Annotated in this window: 12 protein-coding genes and 1 tRNA gene; 9 read left to right on the forward strand and 4 right to left on the reverse strand. The window is 72.8% G+C overall.

Annotation, left to right across the window (positions count from 1 at the left end; translation table 11 throughout):
- The first annotated feature begins 44 nt into the window (after positions 1 to 44).
- Positions 45 to 3,794, forward strand: a complete 3,750-nt coding sequence (locus tag BJ959_RS11210; RefSeq protein WP_153981916.1) for an AAA family ATPase — start codon at positions 45 to 47, stop codon at positions 3,792 to 3,794.
- Here the strand turns inward: BJ959_RS11210 and BJ959_RS11215 are convergent.
- Positions 3,791 to 5,134 (reverse strand): nicotinate phosphoribosyltransferase, encoded by a 1,344-nt coding sequence (locus BJ959_RS11215; protein ID WP_341799876.1) that lies wholly within the window; start codon positions 5,132 to 5,134, stop codon positions 3,791 to 3,793. The genes BJ959_RS11210 and BJ959_RS11215 overlap by 4 nt on opposite strands.
- A 42-nt stretch (positions 5,135 to 5,176) precedes the next feature.
- On the opposite strand from BJ959_RS11215, the gene BJ959_RS11220 reads away from it, so the two are divergent.
- From BJ959_RS11220 to BJ959_RS11245, 6 genes are all read left to right on the forward strand, one after another.
- Positions 5,177 to 6,658, forward strand: coding sequence for a cryptochrome/photolyase family protein (locus BJ959_RS11220; protein WP_153981917.1), 1,482 nt, complete (start codon positions 5,177 to 5,179; stop codon positions 6,656 to 6,658).
- A 103-nt stretch (positions 6,659 to 6,761) separates the two neighbouring features.
- Positions 6,762 to 7,616, forward strand: a complete 855-nt coding sequence (gene murI, locus BJ959_RS11225; RefSeq protein ID WP_153981918.1) for a glutamate racemase — start codon at positions 6,762 to 6,764, stop codon at positions 7,614 to 7,616.
- Positions 7,613 to 8,374 carry a ribonuclease PH gene (gene rph / locus BJ959_RS11230; RefSeq protein ID WP_153981919.1) on the forward strand — a complete coding sequence of 254 codons (762 nt, stop codon included), beginning with the start codon at positions 7,613 to 7,615 and terminating at the stop codon, positions 8,372 to 8,374. The genes murI and rph overlap by 4 nt, the downstream gene beginning before the upstream one ends.
- Positions 8,375 to 8,998, forward strand: a complete 624-nt coding sequence (gene rdgB, locus BJ959_RS11235) for an RdgB/HAM1 family non-canonical purine NTP pyrophosphatase (RefSeq protein ID WP_153981920.1) — start codon at positions 8,375 to 8,377, stop codon at positions 8,996 to 8,998.
- Positions 8,999 to 9,036: 38 nt separating this feature from the next.
- Positions 9,037 to 9,720 carry a metal-dependent transcriptional regulator gene (locus BJ959_RS11240; protein ID WP_153981921.1) on the forward strand — a complete coding sequence of 228 codons (684 nt, stop codon included), beginning with the start codon at positions 9,037 to 9,039 and terminating at the stop codon, positions 9,718 to 9,720.
- A 141-nt stretch (positions 9,721 to 9,861) separates the two neighbouring features.
- Positions 9,862 to 11,064: an Nramp family divalent metal transporter gene (locus tag BJ959_RS11245; RefSeq protein WP_424960742.1), complete on the forward strand. Its 1,203-nt coding sequence runs from the start codon at positions 9,862 to 9,864 to the stop codon at positions 11,062 to 11,064.
- Positions 11,065 to 11,084: 20 nt separating this feature from the next.
- Here BJ959_RS11245 and BJ959_RS11250 read toward each other — a convergent pair whose 3' ends face one another.
- The 3 genes from BJ959_RS11250 to BJ959_RS11260 all read right to left on the reverse strand — a co-directional run bounded on the left by BJ959_RS11250 (position 11,085) and on the right by BJ959_RS11260 (position 13,266).
- Positions 11,085 to 11,879, reverse strand: coding sequence for a DedA family protein (locus BJ959_RS11250; protein ID WP_153981922.1), 795 nt, complete (start codon positions 11,877 to 11,879; stop codon positions 11,085 to 11,087).
- Between the two features lie 69 nt (positions 11,880 to 11,948).
- Positions 11,949 to 12,030 (reverse strand) — tRNA-Leu (locus BJ959_RS11255).
- Between the two features lie 42 nt (positions 12,031 to 12,072).
- Positions 12,073 to 13,266 carry a PucR family transcriptional regulator ligand-binding domain-containing protein gene (locus BJ959_RS11260; protein WP_341799877.1) on the reverse strand — a complete coding sequence of 398 codons (1,194 nt, stop codon included), beginning with the start codon at positions 13,264 to 13,266 and terminating at the stop codon, positions 12,073 to 12,075.
- A 131-nt stretch (positions 13,267 to 13,397) separates the two neighbouring features.
- Between BJ959_RS11260 and gabT the strand changes: the two genes are divergently transcribed.
- Both gabT and BJ959_RS11270 read left to right on the forward strand, forming a co-directional pair.
- Complete coding sequence (gabT, locus tag BJ959_RS11265) at positions 13,398 to 14,744, forward strand: 4-aminobutyrate--2-oxoglutarate transaminase (protein ID WP_424960743.1); 1,347 nt, start codon at positions 13,398 to 13,400, stop codon at positions 14,742 to 14,744.
- Between the two features lie 94 nt (positions 14,745 to 14,838).
- Positions 14,839 to 16,299: an NAD-dependent succinate-semialdehyde dehydrogenase gene (locus BJ959_RS11270; RefSeq protein WP_153981923.1), complete on the forward strand. Its 1,461-nt coding sequence runs from the start codon at positions 14,839 to 14,841 to the stop codon at positions 16,297 to 16,299.
- The last annotated feature ends 50 nt before the right edge of the window (positions 16,300 to 16,349 follow it).

The following is a 16,349-nucleotide window of genomic DNA, read 5'->3' on the forward strand; positions in this document are numbered from 1 at the left end:
CGTCACGGAGCCGTTATCGCCGAGCCGGGAGAGGGGGAGACCGCGTGCATTTGAAGAGCCTGACCATCAAGGGCTTCAAGTCGTTCGCGCAGCCGACCACCTTCCAGTTCGAGCCCGGCGTCACCTGCATCGTCGGCCCCAACGGCTCGGGCAAGTCGAACGTCGTCGACGCCCTCGCCTGGGTCATGGGCGAGCAGGGGGCCAAGACCCTGCGCGGCGGCAAGATGGAGGACGTCATCTTCGCCGGCACCGCCACGCGCGGTCCGCTCGGCCGCGCCGAGGTGCAGCTGACGATCGACAACGCCGACGGCGCCCTGCCCATCGAGTACACCGAGGTGACGATCTCGCGCACGCTCTTCCGCAACGGCGGCAGCGAGTACGCGATCAACGGCACGGCGTGCCGCCTGCTCGACGTGCAGGAGCTGCTGAGCGACTCCGGTCTCGGCCGCGAGATGCACGTGATCGTCGGGCAGGGTCAGCTCGATGCGGTGCTGCACGCGAGCCCGGAGGATCGTCGCGGGTTCATCGAGGAGGCCGCGGGCATCCTGAAGCACCGTCGTCGCAAGGAGAAGACGGTGCGCAAGCTGGAGGCCATGCAGGCGAACCTGACGCGCCTCAGCGACTTGGCCGGCGAGATCCGGCGGCAGCTGACCCCGCTCGGTCGGCAGGCGGAGATCGCCCGCGAAGCCCAGACCATCGCCGCGATCGTGCGGGATGCCCGCGCACGGCTCCTCGCCGACGACGTGGTCGCCCTGCGAACCGCCCTGGCCGACCACGCCCGTAGCGAGAGCGAGCGCACGAGCGAGCGCATCGTCGTGCAGAGCCAGCTCGACCAGACCCGCCTGCGCATCCAGCGCATCGAATCGCAGCAGGTCGGCGATGCGGTCGACGGCGCCCGTCGGGTCGCCTTCGACCTCGAGCAGGTGCAGGAGCGCGTGCGCAGCCTCACCAGCCTCACCCAGCAGAAGCTGACCCTGCTCAGCCAGCAGGCCGAACTGCCGGGCATGACGACGACGATCACGCAGGCGCAGGTCGATGAGGCGCGGGCCGAGGCCGTCGCGCTCCGCGAGGGCGTGGCCGCCGCCGAGCAGCTGGTCGGCGAGGTCGCCGCCCGCACCGCGACCGCGCGCGCCGCACTCGACGCTCTCGACGAGGAGATCGCCGCCCAGAGCGCCCTCGTCTCGCAGCACGACCTGCAACTGGCCGCACTGGCCAGCCGCGTCGATGTCGCCCGGTCGACCCTCGACGCCGCGCGCGGCGAGCAGCTGCGGCAGCAGAACGCGCTCGAGGCCGCGCTCGCCCGCCAGGAGGCGACGCGGGCCGACCTCGCTGCCCTTCCAGCACTCGACGACGGCACGGGCGACGATGCCACGCTCGCCCTCGACGCGGCGCTCGCCGACGCCGATGCCCGGGTGGCCGAGCTGACCGCGCGCATCGACACCGAGCGCGAAGCGCTGCACGCCCTCGAGCGCGAGCGCGACGCCCTCGCCGCCCGCGTCAGCGCGCTCTCGCAGGCGGTCGACGCCGGCGACGGCGCCTCCGAACTCGTGGGCTCGCGCGGTATCCGCGGTCTGGTCAGCGATCACCTGCAGGTGCGCGCCGGCTTCGAGGCCGCCATCGCCGCCGCTCTCGGCACCCTTGTGGATGCGGCGCTCGCCGACGACCTCGACGCGGGCCTCGCTGCCCTCGAGCGCGCGCACGCCGCCGAGGCCGGGCGCGTCGACGTGGTGCTGGCGCAGATCGGCGGGGGAGCATCCGGCACGCTCTCGGCGGTCGGCGGGCTCACCGCAGCGACCGACGTCGTGACCGCGCCCGACGGCGTGCTCGCCCTGCTCGCCCGCACGTTCATCGCCGAGGACCTCGCTGCCGCCCGCGCGGCCTGGCCCGCCGTCGCCGCCCTGCCGGAGGCCGACACGGTCAGCGTCGTCACGCGCGCGGGCGATGTGCTGACCCGCTCGGTGCTGCGCGGCGGCTCGGGAGCCGGCCGCAGCCGCCTCGAGCTCACGGCCGAGCGCGACGCCGCCTCTGCCGCGCTGACCGAGGTGGCGACCGGCATCGAGCGCGCCCGCGGCGCGCTCGACGACACCCGCGCGGCCCTCGCCATCGCGAAGCAGCAGGCGGTCGACGCTCTCGCCGCCGTTCGTGATCAGGATGCCCAGCGCGCCGCCCGCAGCGAGCAGGTCTCGCGCGCGCGGGCGCAGGCCGAGGCCGCGGAGGCCGAAGCCGCCCGGCTCGCGACCGCACTGGACGCCGCCCGCGAGGCCGTGCGCGACGCCGAGCAGGGCGTCGAGCGCGCTCAGGCCGAGCACGAGGAGTTCGCCGCCCGGCCTCGGCCGATGCTCGACGCGAGCCAGCGCGACGCGCTCGTCGCCGAGCTGGAGGCGGCCCGCGCCGTCGAGCTCGAGCGCCGCATCGAGCTGGAGACCGCGCGCGAGCGCGTGCGCGCGGCCGTCGACGCCGCCGAGCAGCTCGACAAGCGCCGCATCGCCGAGAAGGCGGCGGCCGAGGAGGCCGCCCGCCGCGCCGTGCTGCGACAGCGCCAGGTGGAGCGTGCCATGGCTGTCGCCGCCGCGTTGCCCGCCGTGCAGGAGGCCATCGACCGCTCGGTCGCCGAGGCGCGGGTGGCACTCGCCCAGCGCGAGAGCGAGCGCGCCGCCCAGAACGACGAGCTGCTCGAGCTGCGCCGCACCGAGAGCGCGCTGCGCGAGCGCCTGTCGGCGATCACCGAGGGCGTGCACGGCCTCGAGCTGCAGATCTACGAGAAGAAGCTGCACCTCTCGCAGCTGCTCGAGCGCGCGGGTGACGAGCTCGGGCTCGTCGAGGAGGTGCTGGTCGCCGAGTACGGCCCGCAGGTGCCCGTGCCCGACGACGAGGCCCTGACCTCGGCCGCCCAGGCCCTCGCCGACGCCGTGGCCGCGGAGGCGGCATCCCGCGTCAACCCTGACCCGGATGCACCGCTCTTCGACCCGACCTCCGACGAGGAGGCGGCACGGGTCGCGGAGATCGTGGCGCAGGCGGCCGTGCATCCGTTCGCAACTCAGGCTGAGGGTGCAGAAACGGGTCTCGACGGCGCACGTTCCGGCGTTCAGCCTGAGTTGCGAACAGATTCCACCGGCAAGCCGTTCGATCGCGCCGAGCAGGAGGCCCGGCTCGCGCGCGCCGAGCGGAAGCTCGCGCAGCTCGGCCGCGTCAACCCGCTCGCGCTCGAGGAGTTCGCGGCGCTCGAGCAGCGCCACAAGTTCCTCACCGAGCAGCTGACCGACCTCGCGAACACCCGTCGCGACCTGTTGACGATCATCGACGAGGTCGACAGCACGATGCAGACGATCTTCGCGGCCGCGTTCGCCGACACCCAGGCCGCCTTCGACCAGGTGTTCCCGATCCTCTTCCCGGGCGGCTCGGGCAGCCTGACGCTGACCGACCCCGACAACATGCTCACGACGGGCATCGAGGTCACGGTGAAGCCCGCCGGCAAGAAGATCGAGCGGCTCAGCCTGCTCTCGGGCGGTGAGCGGTCGCTCGCGGCCGTGGCGCTGCTCATCGCCATCTTCAAGGCCCGGCCGAGCCCGTTCTACATCATGGACGAGGTCGAGGCGGCCCTCGACGACGCCAACCTCGGCCGTCTGCTGACGATCTTCCGCGATCTGCGGCAGAGCTCGCAGCTGATCATCATCACGCACCAGAAGCGCACCATGGAGATCGCCGACGCCCTCTACGGCGTGAGCATGCGGCAGGACGGCGTGAGCGCCGTCGTCGGCCAGCGCGTGCAGACGCCGGACGAGCGTGCCAGCTAGGCGGTCACGAGCGGCAGCGCCGGGTCGCCGGGGCTGAGTCGCAGGGCCGCAGCGGGCAGCTCGCCGACCGCGGCCGCGCAGTGCGCCCGCGCCGCGCGCACGCCCTCCGGGCCGAGCCACTGCGGATCGGGCTCGCCGTCGCGCATGAGCGTCGCGGTCAGCGGGCGCGCGGTGAGACCCTCGGCGCGCGCCGCGTCGGCCGCGTCCCGCTCGGGGATGCCGTCGCCGTCGTCGTCCACCACCACGCGCTCCGCGACCGCGACCCCGTCGCGCAGCAGCCGCTCGGCCCGCTTCGCGCCGCCGACCGAGCGCTTGCCGACGGAGTTCTTGGCCACGGGCTTCCATGCGCCCCCGTCGGCGCCGGTGCCATCGCGACGCGCGACGAGCTTGTAGACGAAGCCGGATGCAGGGGCTCCCGCCCCCGTCACGACCGAGGTGCCCACCCCGAACGCGTCGACGGGCGTTCCGCGCAGAGCCGCGATGGCGTGCTCGTCGAGGTCGCTCGTCACGGTGATGCGCGTGCCGGTCGCGCCGAGCGCGTCGAGCTGCGCGCGCGTCTCGCGCACGAGCGTGGGCAGGTCGCCCGAGTCGAGCCGCACCCCGCCGAGCTGCGGCCCGGCGACGCGCACCGCGGTCTCGACGCCCTGCCGCACGTCGTAGGTGTCGACGAGCAGCGTCGTTCCGACCCCGAGCGCGGCGACCTGGGCGCGGAATGCCTCCTCCTCCGAGTCGTGCAGCAGCGTGAAGGCGTGCGCTGCCGTGCCCATCGTCGGGATGCCCCAGGTGCGGCCCGCCTCGAGGTTCGAGGTCGCGCTGAAGCCGGCGATGTAGGCCGCCCGGGCGGCGGCGACGGCGGCGTGCTCGCCCGTGCGCCGCGAGCCCATCTCGGCGATGGGATGCCCCTCCGCCGCCGACACCATGCGCGCGGCCGCCGTGGCCACCGCCGAGTCGTAGTTCAGCACGCTGAGCACGACCGTCTCGAGCAGCACGGCCTCAGCGAAGGTGCCGCGCACCGTGAGCAGCGGCGAGCCCGGCATGTACACCTCGCCCTCGCGGTATCCCTCGACCTGGCCCGTGAACCGATAGTCGGCGAGATACGCGAGCGTGGCATCGTCGACGACGCGCTCGTCGGCGAGCCAGTCGAGCTCGGCCTGCCCGAACCGGAACGCCGTGATCGCGTCGAGCACGCGGCCCGTGCCGGCCAGCACGCCGTAGCGTCGCCCGCCCGGCAGTCGTCGCCCGAAGACCTCGAAGACGCAGTCGCGGCCCGCGCGTCCCGAGCGCAAGGCCGCCTCGAGCATCGTCAGCTCGTACCGGTCGGTGCGCAGGGCGGTCGTCACGCGGTCAGCCTACGCGCGGCTACCCGCCGTAGTCTCGGGCGCATGACGAGCGAACCGACCCGCTGGCTCACGGCCGAGCAGCTCGGGCCGACGTTCGACGACGGCGGGCGCATCCTGCTGCTCGAGAACCACGAGGTGTTCCGGCGCCGCCCCACCCACCGGCAGAAGGCGCACCTCTACCTCGTGGCCCTGCGGCAGCGGGCACGGGAGCTCGGCGACCGCGGCGCGCTGCACCGGGTGCGCCGCTACCGTGACGCGCTGACGGATGCGGCGCTCGTGCCCGGCGAGCTCGAGGTGATCGACCCGCCGTCGTGGGCCGCGCGGCGCCTCGTGCGCGAGCTCGGAGCGAGCATCCTGCCCGCCCGGGGGTTCGTGACGGGCGAGGAGCAGTTCGCCGCGTGGGCCGCGGGGCGAAAGCCGACCCAGCTGGTCATGGACCGCTTCTACCGGGAGGTGCGCGAGCGCACGGGCATCCTCATGCAGGGCGGACAGCCGGTCGGCGGGCAGTTCAGCTTCGACGCCGACAACCGCCAGCCGCCCCCGAAGGGCGCCGTCAGCCTGGGGCTGCCCGACGCGTGGCAGCCGGTCGAGGACGACATCGACGCCGCCGTGCGCGCCGACCTCGACGCGCTCGAGGCGCAGGGCGTGCGCTTCCTCGGCCGCGACGGCCCGCGCCGGTTCGCGGCGACGCGCGCCGAGGCGCTCGCCGCCCTCGACGACTTCGTCGCGACCCGGCTCGGCGACTTCGGACCGTTCGAAGACGCGATGATGCTCGGCGACGACACGATGGCGCACTCGCGGCTGAGCGTGCCGCTCAACCTGGGGCTGCTGCACCCGCTCGAGGTCGTCGACCGCGTCGTCGCCGAGTACGAGGCCGGGCGCGCACCGCTGAACAGCGTCGAGGGCATCGTGCGCCAGCTCATCGGGTGGCGCGACTGGGTCTGGCACCTCTACTGGCACCTCGGGCCCGACTACACGCGGCGGTCGAACGCGCTCGCCGCACACCAGCCGCTGCCCGCGCACTGGTGGCGGCTCGACGGGTCGGCGACGGATGCCCGCTGCCTGTCGCACACCCTCGACACGGTCGGCGGCGCGGGGTGGGCGCACCACATCCCGCGCCTCATGGTGCTGGGCAACGCCGCCCTGCAGCGCGGCTACGACCCGGCCGAGCTCACGGCCTGGTTCCAGGGCGCGTTCGTCGACGGCACGCCGTGGGTGATGCCCGCCAATGTCGTCGGCATGAGCCAGTGGGCCGACGGGGGAGTCGTCGCGACGAAGCCCTACGCCGCGGGCGGCGCCTACATCCAGCGCATGTCCGACTACTGCGGGTCGTGCCGCTTCGACCCGAAGAAGCGGCTCGGTGAGGATGCCTGCCCGTTCACCGCGGGCTACTGGGCGTTTCTCGATCGGGTCGAGCCGAGCATCCGCGGCAATCACCGCATGGCGCAACCCCTCGCGGGGCTGCGCCGCCTCGCCGACCGCGAGCAGGTCGTCGAGCAGGAGCGGGCCCGCGGCCCGCTCTAGCCCCACCCCACCTGCCAGATCTGGGCCAAAACGGCGCATGCCGCCCAGCGCATCAGCACATTAGGCCCAGATCTGCCTCCACGGGCGGGCCTAGACTTGCCCCGTGAGTAGCGCGCCGATCGGAGTCTTCGACTCAGGGGTCGGCGGCCTCACCGTGGCCCGCGCGATCATCGACCAGCTGCCCCGCGAGCGGCTGCTCTACGTCGGCGACACCGCCAACGGCCCCTACGGTCCCCTTCCGATCGCCGAGGTGCGCGAGCACGCGCTGCGCATCATGGACGAACTCGTCGACCAGGGCGTCAAGCTGCTCGTCATCGCCTGCAACACCGCGAGCGCCGCCATGTTCCGGGATGCCCGCGAGCGGTTCGAGCAGGGCCACGGCATCCCCGTGGTCGAGGTGATCCAGCCGGCCGTGCGCACCGCCGTGCGCCGCACCCGCAGCAAGCGCATCGGCGTGATCGGCACCGAGGGCACCGTGCGCTCGGGCGCCTACGTCGACGCGTTCGTGGCCGACCCCGAGATCGTCGTCACGCAGGCCGCGGCGCCGCGCTTCGTCGAGTTCGTCGAGGCCGGCATCACGAGCGGGCCCGAGCTTTTCGCTGCCGCCGAGCAGTATCTCGCGCCGCTGAAGCAGGCGCAGATCGACACGCTCGTGCTCGGCTGCACGCACTACCCGCTGCTCGCCGGAGCCATCCAGTACGTCTGCGGCCCCGACGTCGCTCTCGTCTCGAGCGCGGAAGAGACCGCCTACGACGTCTACCGCCGACTCGTCGAGCACGGCCTCGAGACCGCGGCGACGGATGCCCCCACCCACTCCTTCGAGGCCACCGGCCCCGACACCGCGGGCTTCCGGCAGCTCGCCCACCGTTTTCTCGGCCCCGAGATCGGGCACGTGGAGGCGTTTCCGACCGGCACGATCCCCGCAGTACCGTCCACCGCACCGAGAGGCTCCTCATGACCACGATCGCCGAATCCACGGGCCTCGGCTCGACGAAGCGCGCCGACGGCCGCGCCGCCGACCAGCTGCGGCCGGTGACGATCGAGCGCGGCTGGAGCGCCCAGGCCGAGGGCAGCGCCCTCATCAGCTTCGGCGGCACGAAGGTGCTGTGCACGGCGAGCTTCACCAACGGCGTGCCGCGCTGGCTCACCGGAAAGGGCAAGGGCTGGGTCACGGCCGAGTACGGCATGCTGCCCCGCTCGACGAACGACCGCATGGACCGCGAGGCGGTCAAGGGCAAGGTCGGCGGCCGCACGCACGAGATCTCGCGCCTCATCGGCCGCAGCCTGCGGGCCGTCGTCGACATGAAGGCGCTCGGCGAGAACACGATCGTCATCGACTGCGACGTGCTGCAGGCCGACGGCGGCACGCGCACGGCGGCGATCACGGGCGCCTACGTCGCTCTCGCCGATGCGATCGATTGGGGCCGCGCGCAGGGCTTCATCGCCAAGAAGGCCACCGCCCTGAAGGATTCGGTGAGCGCGGTCAGCGTCGGCATCATCGACGGCACCCCGCTGCTCGACCTCGCCTACGTGGAGGACGTGCGGGCCGAGACCGACATGAACGTCGTCGTCACCGGCTCGGGCCACTTCGTCGAGGTGCAGGGCACCGCCGAGGGGGCGCCGTTCGACCGCGCCGAGCTCGACGCGCTGCTCGACCTCGCGGTCGGCGGCTGCGTCGACCTCGCCGCTGCGCAGCGCGCAGCTCTGGGGGCGTAGATCGTGCAGGTCGTCGTCGCGACGCACAACGCGCACAAGGTCGCCGAGCTGCAGCGCATTCTCGGCGCAGCCCTGCCCGGCCTCGAGCTGCTGCCCTACGACGGCCCCGCGCCGGTGGAGGATGCCGACAGCTTCGCGGGCAACGCCCTCATCAAGGCGCGCGCCGCCGCGGCGCACACGGGTCTGCCTGCCATCGCCGACGATTCGGGCGTCAGCGTGGATGCTCTCGCCGGCGCCCCCGGCGTCGACAGCGCCCACTACTCGGGCGAGCGGGATGACGCCGCCAACCTCCGGCTCGTGCTCACGAACCTCGGCGACGAACCGAACCGTGCCGCGCAGTTCACCTGCGCCGCCGCGCTGGTCGATCCTGTCGGCACCGACCCGCTCGACGTCGACCAGTCGGGCGCGGCCTTCGAGCACGTCGAGCTCGGCATCTGGCCGGGCACGATCGGGCACGAGCCTGCCGGCGGGGGAGGCTTCGGCTACGATCCGATCTTCATCCCCGAGGGCTACAGCGTCACGAGCGCCGAGCTCTCCGCCGACGAGAAGAACGCGATCAGTCACCGCGGCCGGGCCTTCGCGGCCCTCGCGCGCGTGCTCGCCGAGCGCTACGGCGCCGCGTAGCCCGAGCCGAGTGACCCCCGCGCTCTAGGCTGGCAGGCATGCCAGGCAGTCCGAGCGCGAGCGCAGCATCCGCTGCCGCCGACGACTACCTGAAGACGATCTTCCAGTTCACCGAGTGGCAGCCCGAGCCGATCACGCCCGGGCAGCTCGCCGAGCGGCTCGCGCTCGCCCCCTCCAGTGTCACCGAGATGGTGAAGAAGCTCGCCGCGGCCGGGCTCGTCGACCACCGGCCGTACGGGGCGATCCGGCTCACGCCCGAGGGTGAGCAGCGCGCACTCGCGATGCTGCGGCGGCACCGGCTCATCGAGACCTGGCTCGTGCGGGTGCACGGCTACACGTGGGACGAGGTGCACGACGAGGCCGAGGTGCTCGAGCACGCGCTCAGCGACCGCCTGCTCGATGCGATCGACGCGCAGCTCGGGCGGCCGACGCGCGACCCGCACGGCGACCTGATCCCGGCGGCCGACGGCACGATCGTGCGCCCCGACGCGGTGCGGCTCGATCGCGCTCCCGTCGGGTTCGCGGGGCGCGTGGTGCGCATCAGCGACCGCGACCCGGATGCTCTCCGCGTGCTCGATCAGCTCGGCATCGGCCTCGACGAGCCGGTGAGCCTCTCGGCCGCCCAGCCGCCCGCCGGCGTCGCGCTCGTGCGCCGCGCGGGCACCGAGGTCGTCGTCGCCCCGGCGGTCGCGGCCGCCGTCTGGGTGGTGCGCGAGGACTAGTTTTCGGTACACCGAAAACAGCGTGCTACTCTGCCTCGCGTGACCGACGCGCGCCCCGAACCGCCGACCTCGCAGAGCCCTGCCGACCGCCCTGCCAGCGGCACCGATGCGCGCACGGTCGCCGCGCGCAGCGGCCTCGTCATCGTTCCGTTGCTCGGCCCGGCGATGGTCGCCGGCGTCGCCTACCTTGACCCCGGCAACGTCGCCGCCAACATCACCGCGGGCGCACTGTTCGGGTACCTGCTCGTCTGGGTCGTGGTGACGGGCAACGTCATGGCCTGGCTCATCCAGTACCTCTCGGCGAAGCTCGGCATCGTCACCGGACTGAGCCTGCCCGAGGCGCTCGGGCAGCGGTTCCGCCGCCGCCCGGCGCGGCTCGCCTACTGGGGGCAGGCCGAGCTCGTCGCGATGGCCACCGATGTGGCCGAGGTCATCGGCGGTGCGGTCGCGCTGTACCTGCTGTTCGACCTGCCGCTCGTCGTCGGCGGCGTCATCACCGGTGTCATCTCGATGCTGCTGCTCGTCGTGCAGAGCCGCCGCGGCGGCGTGCGCATCTTCGAGCGGGTCATCACCGGGCTCATCCTCGTGATCGTCGTCGGCTTCTGCGCCGGGCTCGTGATCGGTCCGCCCGACCCGGCCGCCGCGGCCGCCGGGCTCGTGCCCCGCTTCGACGGCGTCGAGAGCGTGCTGCTCGCGGCGAGCATCCTGGGCGCCACCGTCATGCCGCACGCGATCTACGCGCACTCGGCCCTCACGCGCGACCGCTTCGGCCAGGTCGCCGCCGGAGCGGGCCGGCGCACGGTGCTGCGCGCCACCCGCATCGACGTGACGATCGCGCTCGTCATCGCCGGCTCGGTCAACGTCGTGATGCTGCTGCTCGCGGCCGCCAACCTGCAGGGCGTCGAGGGCACCGACACGCTCGAGGGCGCGTTCGCGGCGCTCGCCGCCTCGCTCGGCCCGGCGGTCGCCGTGCTCTTCGCCATCGGGCTGCTCGCCAGCGGTCTCGCCTCGACCTCGGTCGGCGCCTACGCCGGCGCCGAGATCATGCACGGGCTGCTGCGCGTGCGCATCCCGCTGCTCGTGCGCCGCGCGATCACGATCGCGCCCGCCCTCGCGCTGCTCGCGTTCGGGGTCGACCCGACGCTCGCCCTCGTGCTCAGCCAGGTCGTGCTGAGCTTCGGAATCCCGTTCGCGCTCATCCCGCTCGTGCGGCTGACCGCCGACCGCGCGCTCATGGGCGAATCCGTCAACCGGATGCTCACCACGGCCGTCGCCATCGTGTGCGCCGCGCTGCTCATCACGCTGAACGTGACGCTGCTGGTGCTGCTCGCTCTCGGCGGCTAGCGCCGCGCGGCGCGCGGGCGTCAGGCGGGCGGCTGCTTCTCGTGCTTGCCGTCGTGCGGGCCGACGCCGTAGCCGGCCTTCGGGTAGGCGGCTTCGTGGCGTCCGTCGTGGGCTGCCTCGTCGACCCAGATCTCGACCTCGGGCACGGGCTCGCCGGCCGCGGCCGCCTTGGCCTCCTTGCGCTTCTCCCACTGCTCGTGGCCGAGGTGCCAGGCGATGCCCGTCACGGCCATGCCGATGACCACGAGGAAAACGATCTCGATGTACTCGGTGACGACGTCGGCGACGCCGGGAATGTGCGCGGCACCCCAGCCGATCAGGGGCAGGCCGACGCCCCAGAGGAAGGCGCCGAGCACGTTGTAGAACAGGAACTTCCTGTACGGCATCTTGCCGACGCCGGCCGCGACCGGGGCGATGGTGCGCACGACGCCGATGAAGCGCGCGATGGTGACGGCGAACCCGCCGTAGCGGGCGAAGAAGTACTCGGTGCGCGCGACCGACTTCTTGCTGAAGAAGCCCGCCGACTTGCGCTCGAAGATCGGCGGTCCCGCCTTGTAGCCGATGTAGTAGCCCAACTGGTCGCCGAGCACGGCGGCGATGAAGATGCACAGCACCACGAGCCAGATCGGCTGCGGAATGACGCCGGTGAACGTCAGGATGCCCGTGATGAGCAGCAGGGTGTCGCCCGGTAGCAGGAAGCCGATGAGCAGCCCGGTCTCGACGAAGACGATCGCGCAGACGAGCAGCAGGCCCCACTGGCCGGCGCCCGTGATCCAGGCCTCGACGTCGAACAGGCCGAGATCCATCGGCATCATGGGCGGCTCCAGCGCTGGCAGGGTTGCGATTCCGTGCTCAGGCTACCTGCTCGTCGCGCGAATGACGCGTGCGGAAGGAGGGACTTGAACCCTCACGCCCGAAGGCACAGGAACCTAAATCCTGCGTGTCTGCCAATTTCACCACTCCCGCTGGCAGGGCCAGTCTAGAACCGCGGGTGCGACGGCCGTCGGGTCATACCCGCCCTGCCGCCTGCAGGGCCGCCCACACCTCGGCCCGGGCCGGGAAGGCATCGAGGTCGCGGTCGAGCAGCTCGGCGGCGCGCCGCAGGCGCGCCCTGACGGTGTGGCGATGGATGCCCAACCGCAGCGCCGCCGCCTCGGCCACCGCATCGCACCGCAGCCAGGTGCCGAGCGTGCTCACGAGCTCGTCGCCGGTCTCGGCGTCGTGCTCGAGCAGCGGCTGCACGAGCGCGGCGGGATCGCCCGGAGCGGGCGGCTCGGCGACCACGGCGGGGGAGGGCTCGCTGGCGACGAGTGCCGCCTGCACGGCCGACCGCAGGGCCGCGAGCCGGGCGGCCGTCTCGGCGGCGGAGGCGGTGAGGGCATCCCGGTCGGTGACGCCGGCGAGGCCGGCCAGCGCGACGACGCTGGTGATGACCGCGCGCTCGGCATCGTCGTGCAGCGAGCCAGGGCCGATGGCGAGCACGCCGGTGAGGGCGGTGGCCGCGCCGACGGTCTGCAGACTCCAGTCGTCGACGGTGCGGGCGGCGCGGCGCCCGGCGCGCAGCAGGGCGAGGGCCTCGTCGAGCACGGTGCGCGGCGGCTCGTCGCCGAGCAGGTCGGGGCCCTCGTCGCCAGTGCGCGCCCCGGCTGCCTCGCGCACGATCGCGGCGGGGGCGCCGATGCGGCGCGCGAGCTCGGCGACGACCGCGCCGAGCCCGGCGGGCCGCAGGGCGGCGACGGCGATGGCGCGCTGCGTCTCGAGCGTCCAGCGCACGCGGGCGTAGCGCTCCTCCGCGTCGAGGTCGGCGACCGCGCGGGCGACGGCGATGAACGGCGTGCGGTAGGGCACTTCGAGCAGGGCTAGGCCGTGCGCGGCGCAGGCCGTCACGAGGGCATCCGGCGTGCCGTCGCGGATCACCTCGGTGCCGAAGCCGACGCCGGGAACCCCCGCCGCGGCGAGGCGCTCGACCCACGGGGCGATGTCGTCGTCGCTCGACCACTGGGTGCCGGTGGTCAGCAGCGCGTCGCCGGGGGAGAGGAACGGCGTCGGGTCGGCGAGGTCGCTCGAGTGCACCCACGCCCAGGGCCGTTCGCGCGCGGCTTCGTCGGCCCAGACGAGCCGCAGCTGCAGCTCGCGGCGGGCGAGCAGGGTGTCGAGTGTGACCGGCACGGGCGTCCTTCCGTCGCGGGATGCGGGGCTCACCGGTTCCGTGGATTCGGGAGTCTGCCCACACCCTACGCCCGCACTGTACGCGGTGTCGACTTGGAGCGACCCTGCTGTACATACCGTATACGGCTCTCCGACGCTGCGAGCCCTACGCTGACCGCATGAGCATGACGATGGACGCCCCCGCCCTCACCGGCGGCCCCAGCCTGCCGCAGCGCCGCGAGCTCGTGACGAGCATCCCCGGCCCCAAGAGCCAGGCCCTCATCGCGCGCAAGCAGGCCGCGGTCTCCTCCAGCGTCGGCACCACCATGCCGGTCTACGCGGCCGCCGCCGGCGGCGGCGTGATCGTCGACGTCGACGGCAACTCGCTCATCGACCTCGGTTCGGGCATCGCCGTGACCAACGTCGGCAACGCCGACCCGCACGTCGCCCAGGCCGTCATCGACCAGGTGCAGCGCTTCACCCACACCTGCTTCATGGTCACCCCCTACGACGGCTACGTCGAGCTGGCCGAGAAGCTCAACGCGATCACCCCCGGCGACCACGCCAAGCGCACCGCCCTGTTCAACTCAGGCGCCGAGGCCGTCGAGAACGCCATCAAGATCGCCCGCTACTACACCGGCAAGTCGGCCGTCGTCGCGTTCGACCACGGCTACCACGGCCGCACCAACCTCACCATGGCGCTCACCGCGAAGGCCATGCCCTACAAGGCCGGCTTCGGCCCCTTCGCGCCCGACGTGTACCGCGCGCCCATGTCGTACCCCTACCGCGACGGTCTCACCGGCGAGCAGGCGGCGGCCCGCGCGATCCACACCCTCGAGAAGCAGATCGGTGCCGACCGCCTCGCCGCGATCATCATCGAGCCCATCCAGGGTGAGGGCGGCTTCATCGTCCCGGCGAAGGGCTTCCTGCCCGCGCTGCAGGAGTGGGCCAACAAGAACAACGTCGTCTTCATCGCCGACGAGGTGCAGACCGGCTTCGCCCGCACCGGCCAGATGTTCGCCAGCGAGGACGAGGGCATCGTGCCCGACATGATGACGCTCGCCAAGGGCATCGCCGGTGGCCTGCCGCTCGCCGCGGTCGTCGGCCGCCAGGAGATCATGGACGCCCCGCACGTCGGCGGCCTCGGCGGCACCTACGGCGGCAACCCCATCGCCACGGCGGCCGCGCTCGGCGCGCTCGCCGCCTACGAGGAGGGCGACCTGCTCACCCGCGCCCGTGAGCTCGAGGCCGTCATTCTCGACGAGCTGACCACGCTGCAGGCGCGCGATGGCCGCATCGGCGACATCCGCGGTCGCGGCGCCATGGTGGCCATCGAGCTCACCGACGCCGACGGCAAGCCCGACGCCGCCCTCACCGGGGCCGTCGCGAAGTACTGCCACAACCAGGGCGTCATCGTGCTGACCTGCGGCACCGACGGCAACGTCATCCGCCTGCTGCCGCCGCTGTCGATCAGCGACGAGCTGCTGCGTGAGGGCATCCGCGTCATCGGCGAAGCCCTCGAAGCGAACTAGACCACCGCCCCCCATCCATCCCCGCGGACGCCACCACCGCACCCGTGCCTGATCCGGTCTGGACCGGCAGGGCACTGAGCGAAACGAGAGACGAATGATCAGCGAAGCCGAGCTGCTCGCCAAGGTTCCCCGCGGCCTGTACATCGACGGCACGTGGGTCGACGCCGAGGGCGGCGCCACCATGACCGTGAACGACCCCTCGACCGGCGAGATCATCGCCGAGATCGCGAGCGCGTCGGTCGCCGATGCCAAGAAGGCGATGGATGCTGCGGCGAACGCGCAGGCGAGCTGGGCCGCCACGGCCCCGCGCGTGCGCGGCGAGCTGCTGCGCAAGGCCTTCGAGCTCGTCATCGAGCGGGCCGACGAGTTCGCCCTGCTGATGACGATCGAGATGGGCAAGCCGCTCGCCGAGTCGCGCGGCGAGGTCACGTACGGCGCCGAGTTCCTGCGCTGGTTCAGCGAGGAGGCCGTGCGCATCACGGGCCGCTTCGGCGAGAACCCCGAGGGCACGGGCCACATCGTGGTGTCGCACCAGCCGGTGGGCCCGTCGTTCCTCATCACGCCCTGGAACTTCCCGCTCGCTATGGCGACCCGCAAGATCGCGCCCGCGATCGCCGCGGGCTGCACCTCGATCATCAAGCCGGCCGCGCTGACCCCGCTCACCACGATGTACTTCGTGAAGACCCTGGAGGACGCGGGCGTTCCGGCCGGTGTGGTCAACGTCGTCACGACCGCGAAGTCGGGCCCGCTCTCGGCCGAGATCATCGGCGACCCGCGCCTGCGCAAGCTCAGCTTCACCGGCTCGACCGAGGTCGGCCGCATGCTCATGAAGCAGGCCGCCGACGGCATCCTGCGCACCTCGATGGAGCTCGGCGGCAACGCCCCATTCGTGGTGTTCGCCGACGCCGACCTCGACAAGGCCGTCGACGGCGTGATGCTCGCCAAGTTCCGCAACATCGGCCAGGCGTGCACCGCCGCCAACCGCATCCTCGTGCAGCGTGACGTCGTCGACGAGTTCAGCCGTCGCGTCACCGAGCGCGTCGCCGCCATGAAGATGGGCCGCGGCACCGAGGAGGGCGTGCAGATCGGCCCGCTCGTCGACGACAACGCCGTTCAGACCTCCCACGAGCTGGTGCAGGATGCCGTCGCGCGCGGCGCGACGGTCACCACCGGCGGCGTGATCCCCGACCGTGCCGGGTCGTTCTACCCGGCCACGGTCATCACCGGCGTCACCGCGGGCACCCGCCTGCTGGCCGAGGAGATCTTCGGCCCGGTGCTCGCCATCGTGCCGTTCGACACCGAGGACGAGGCTGTGGAGCTCGCCAACGCGACCGAGTACGGGCTCATCTCCTACGTCTACACGAGCGACCTCAACCGCGGCATGCGCATGATCGACCGCCTCGAGACCGGCATGATGGGCCTCAACGCGGGCGTCATCTCCAACGCCGCGGCGCCCTTCGGCGGCGTCAAGCAGTCGGGCATCGGCCGCGAGGGCTCGTTCGAGGGCATCGATGAGTACCTGACCACGAAGTACACCTTCGTGCCGAAGGCCTAGCGCCTTCTCCCTCTTCCGCTGCCGGGCGCTGTGGTGGCCGCCCGGCAGCG

This window comes from Microcella frigidaquae (assembly GCF_014200395.1).
Taxonomy (GTDB): domain Bacteria; phylum Actinomycetota; class Actinomycetes; order Actinomycetales; family Microbacteriaceae; genus Microcella; species Microcella frigidaquae.

Coding starts and splice junctions, on each gene's coding strand:
- BJ959_RS11220 (WP_153981917.1), top strand. CDS start 5,177: ATGACGAGCGAACCGACCCGCTGGCTCACGGCCGAGCAGCTCGGGCCG.
- rph (WP_153981919.1), top strand. CDS start 7,613: ATGACCACGATCGCCGAATCCACGGGCCTCGGCTCGACGAAGCGCGCC.
- BJ959_RS11250 (WP_153981922.1), bottom strand. CDS start 11,879: ATGATGCCGATGGATCTCGGCCTGTTCGACGTCGAGGCCTGGATCACG.
- BJ959_RS11270 (WP_153981923.1), top strand. CDS start 14,839: ATGATCAGCGAAGCCGAGCTGCTCGCCAAGGTTCCCCGCGGCCTGTAC.
- gabT (WP_424960743.1), top strand. CDS start 13,398: ATGACGATGGACGCCCCCGCCCTCACCGGCGGCCCCAGCCTGCCGCAG.
- BJ959_RS11240 (WP_153981921.1), top strand. CDS start 9,037: ATGCCAGGCAGTCCGAGCGCGAGCGCAGCATCCGCTGCCGCCGACGAC.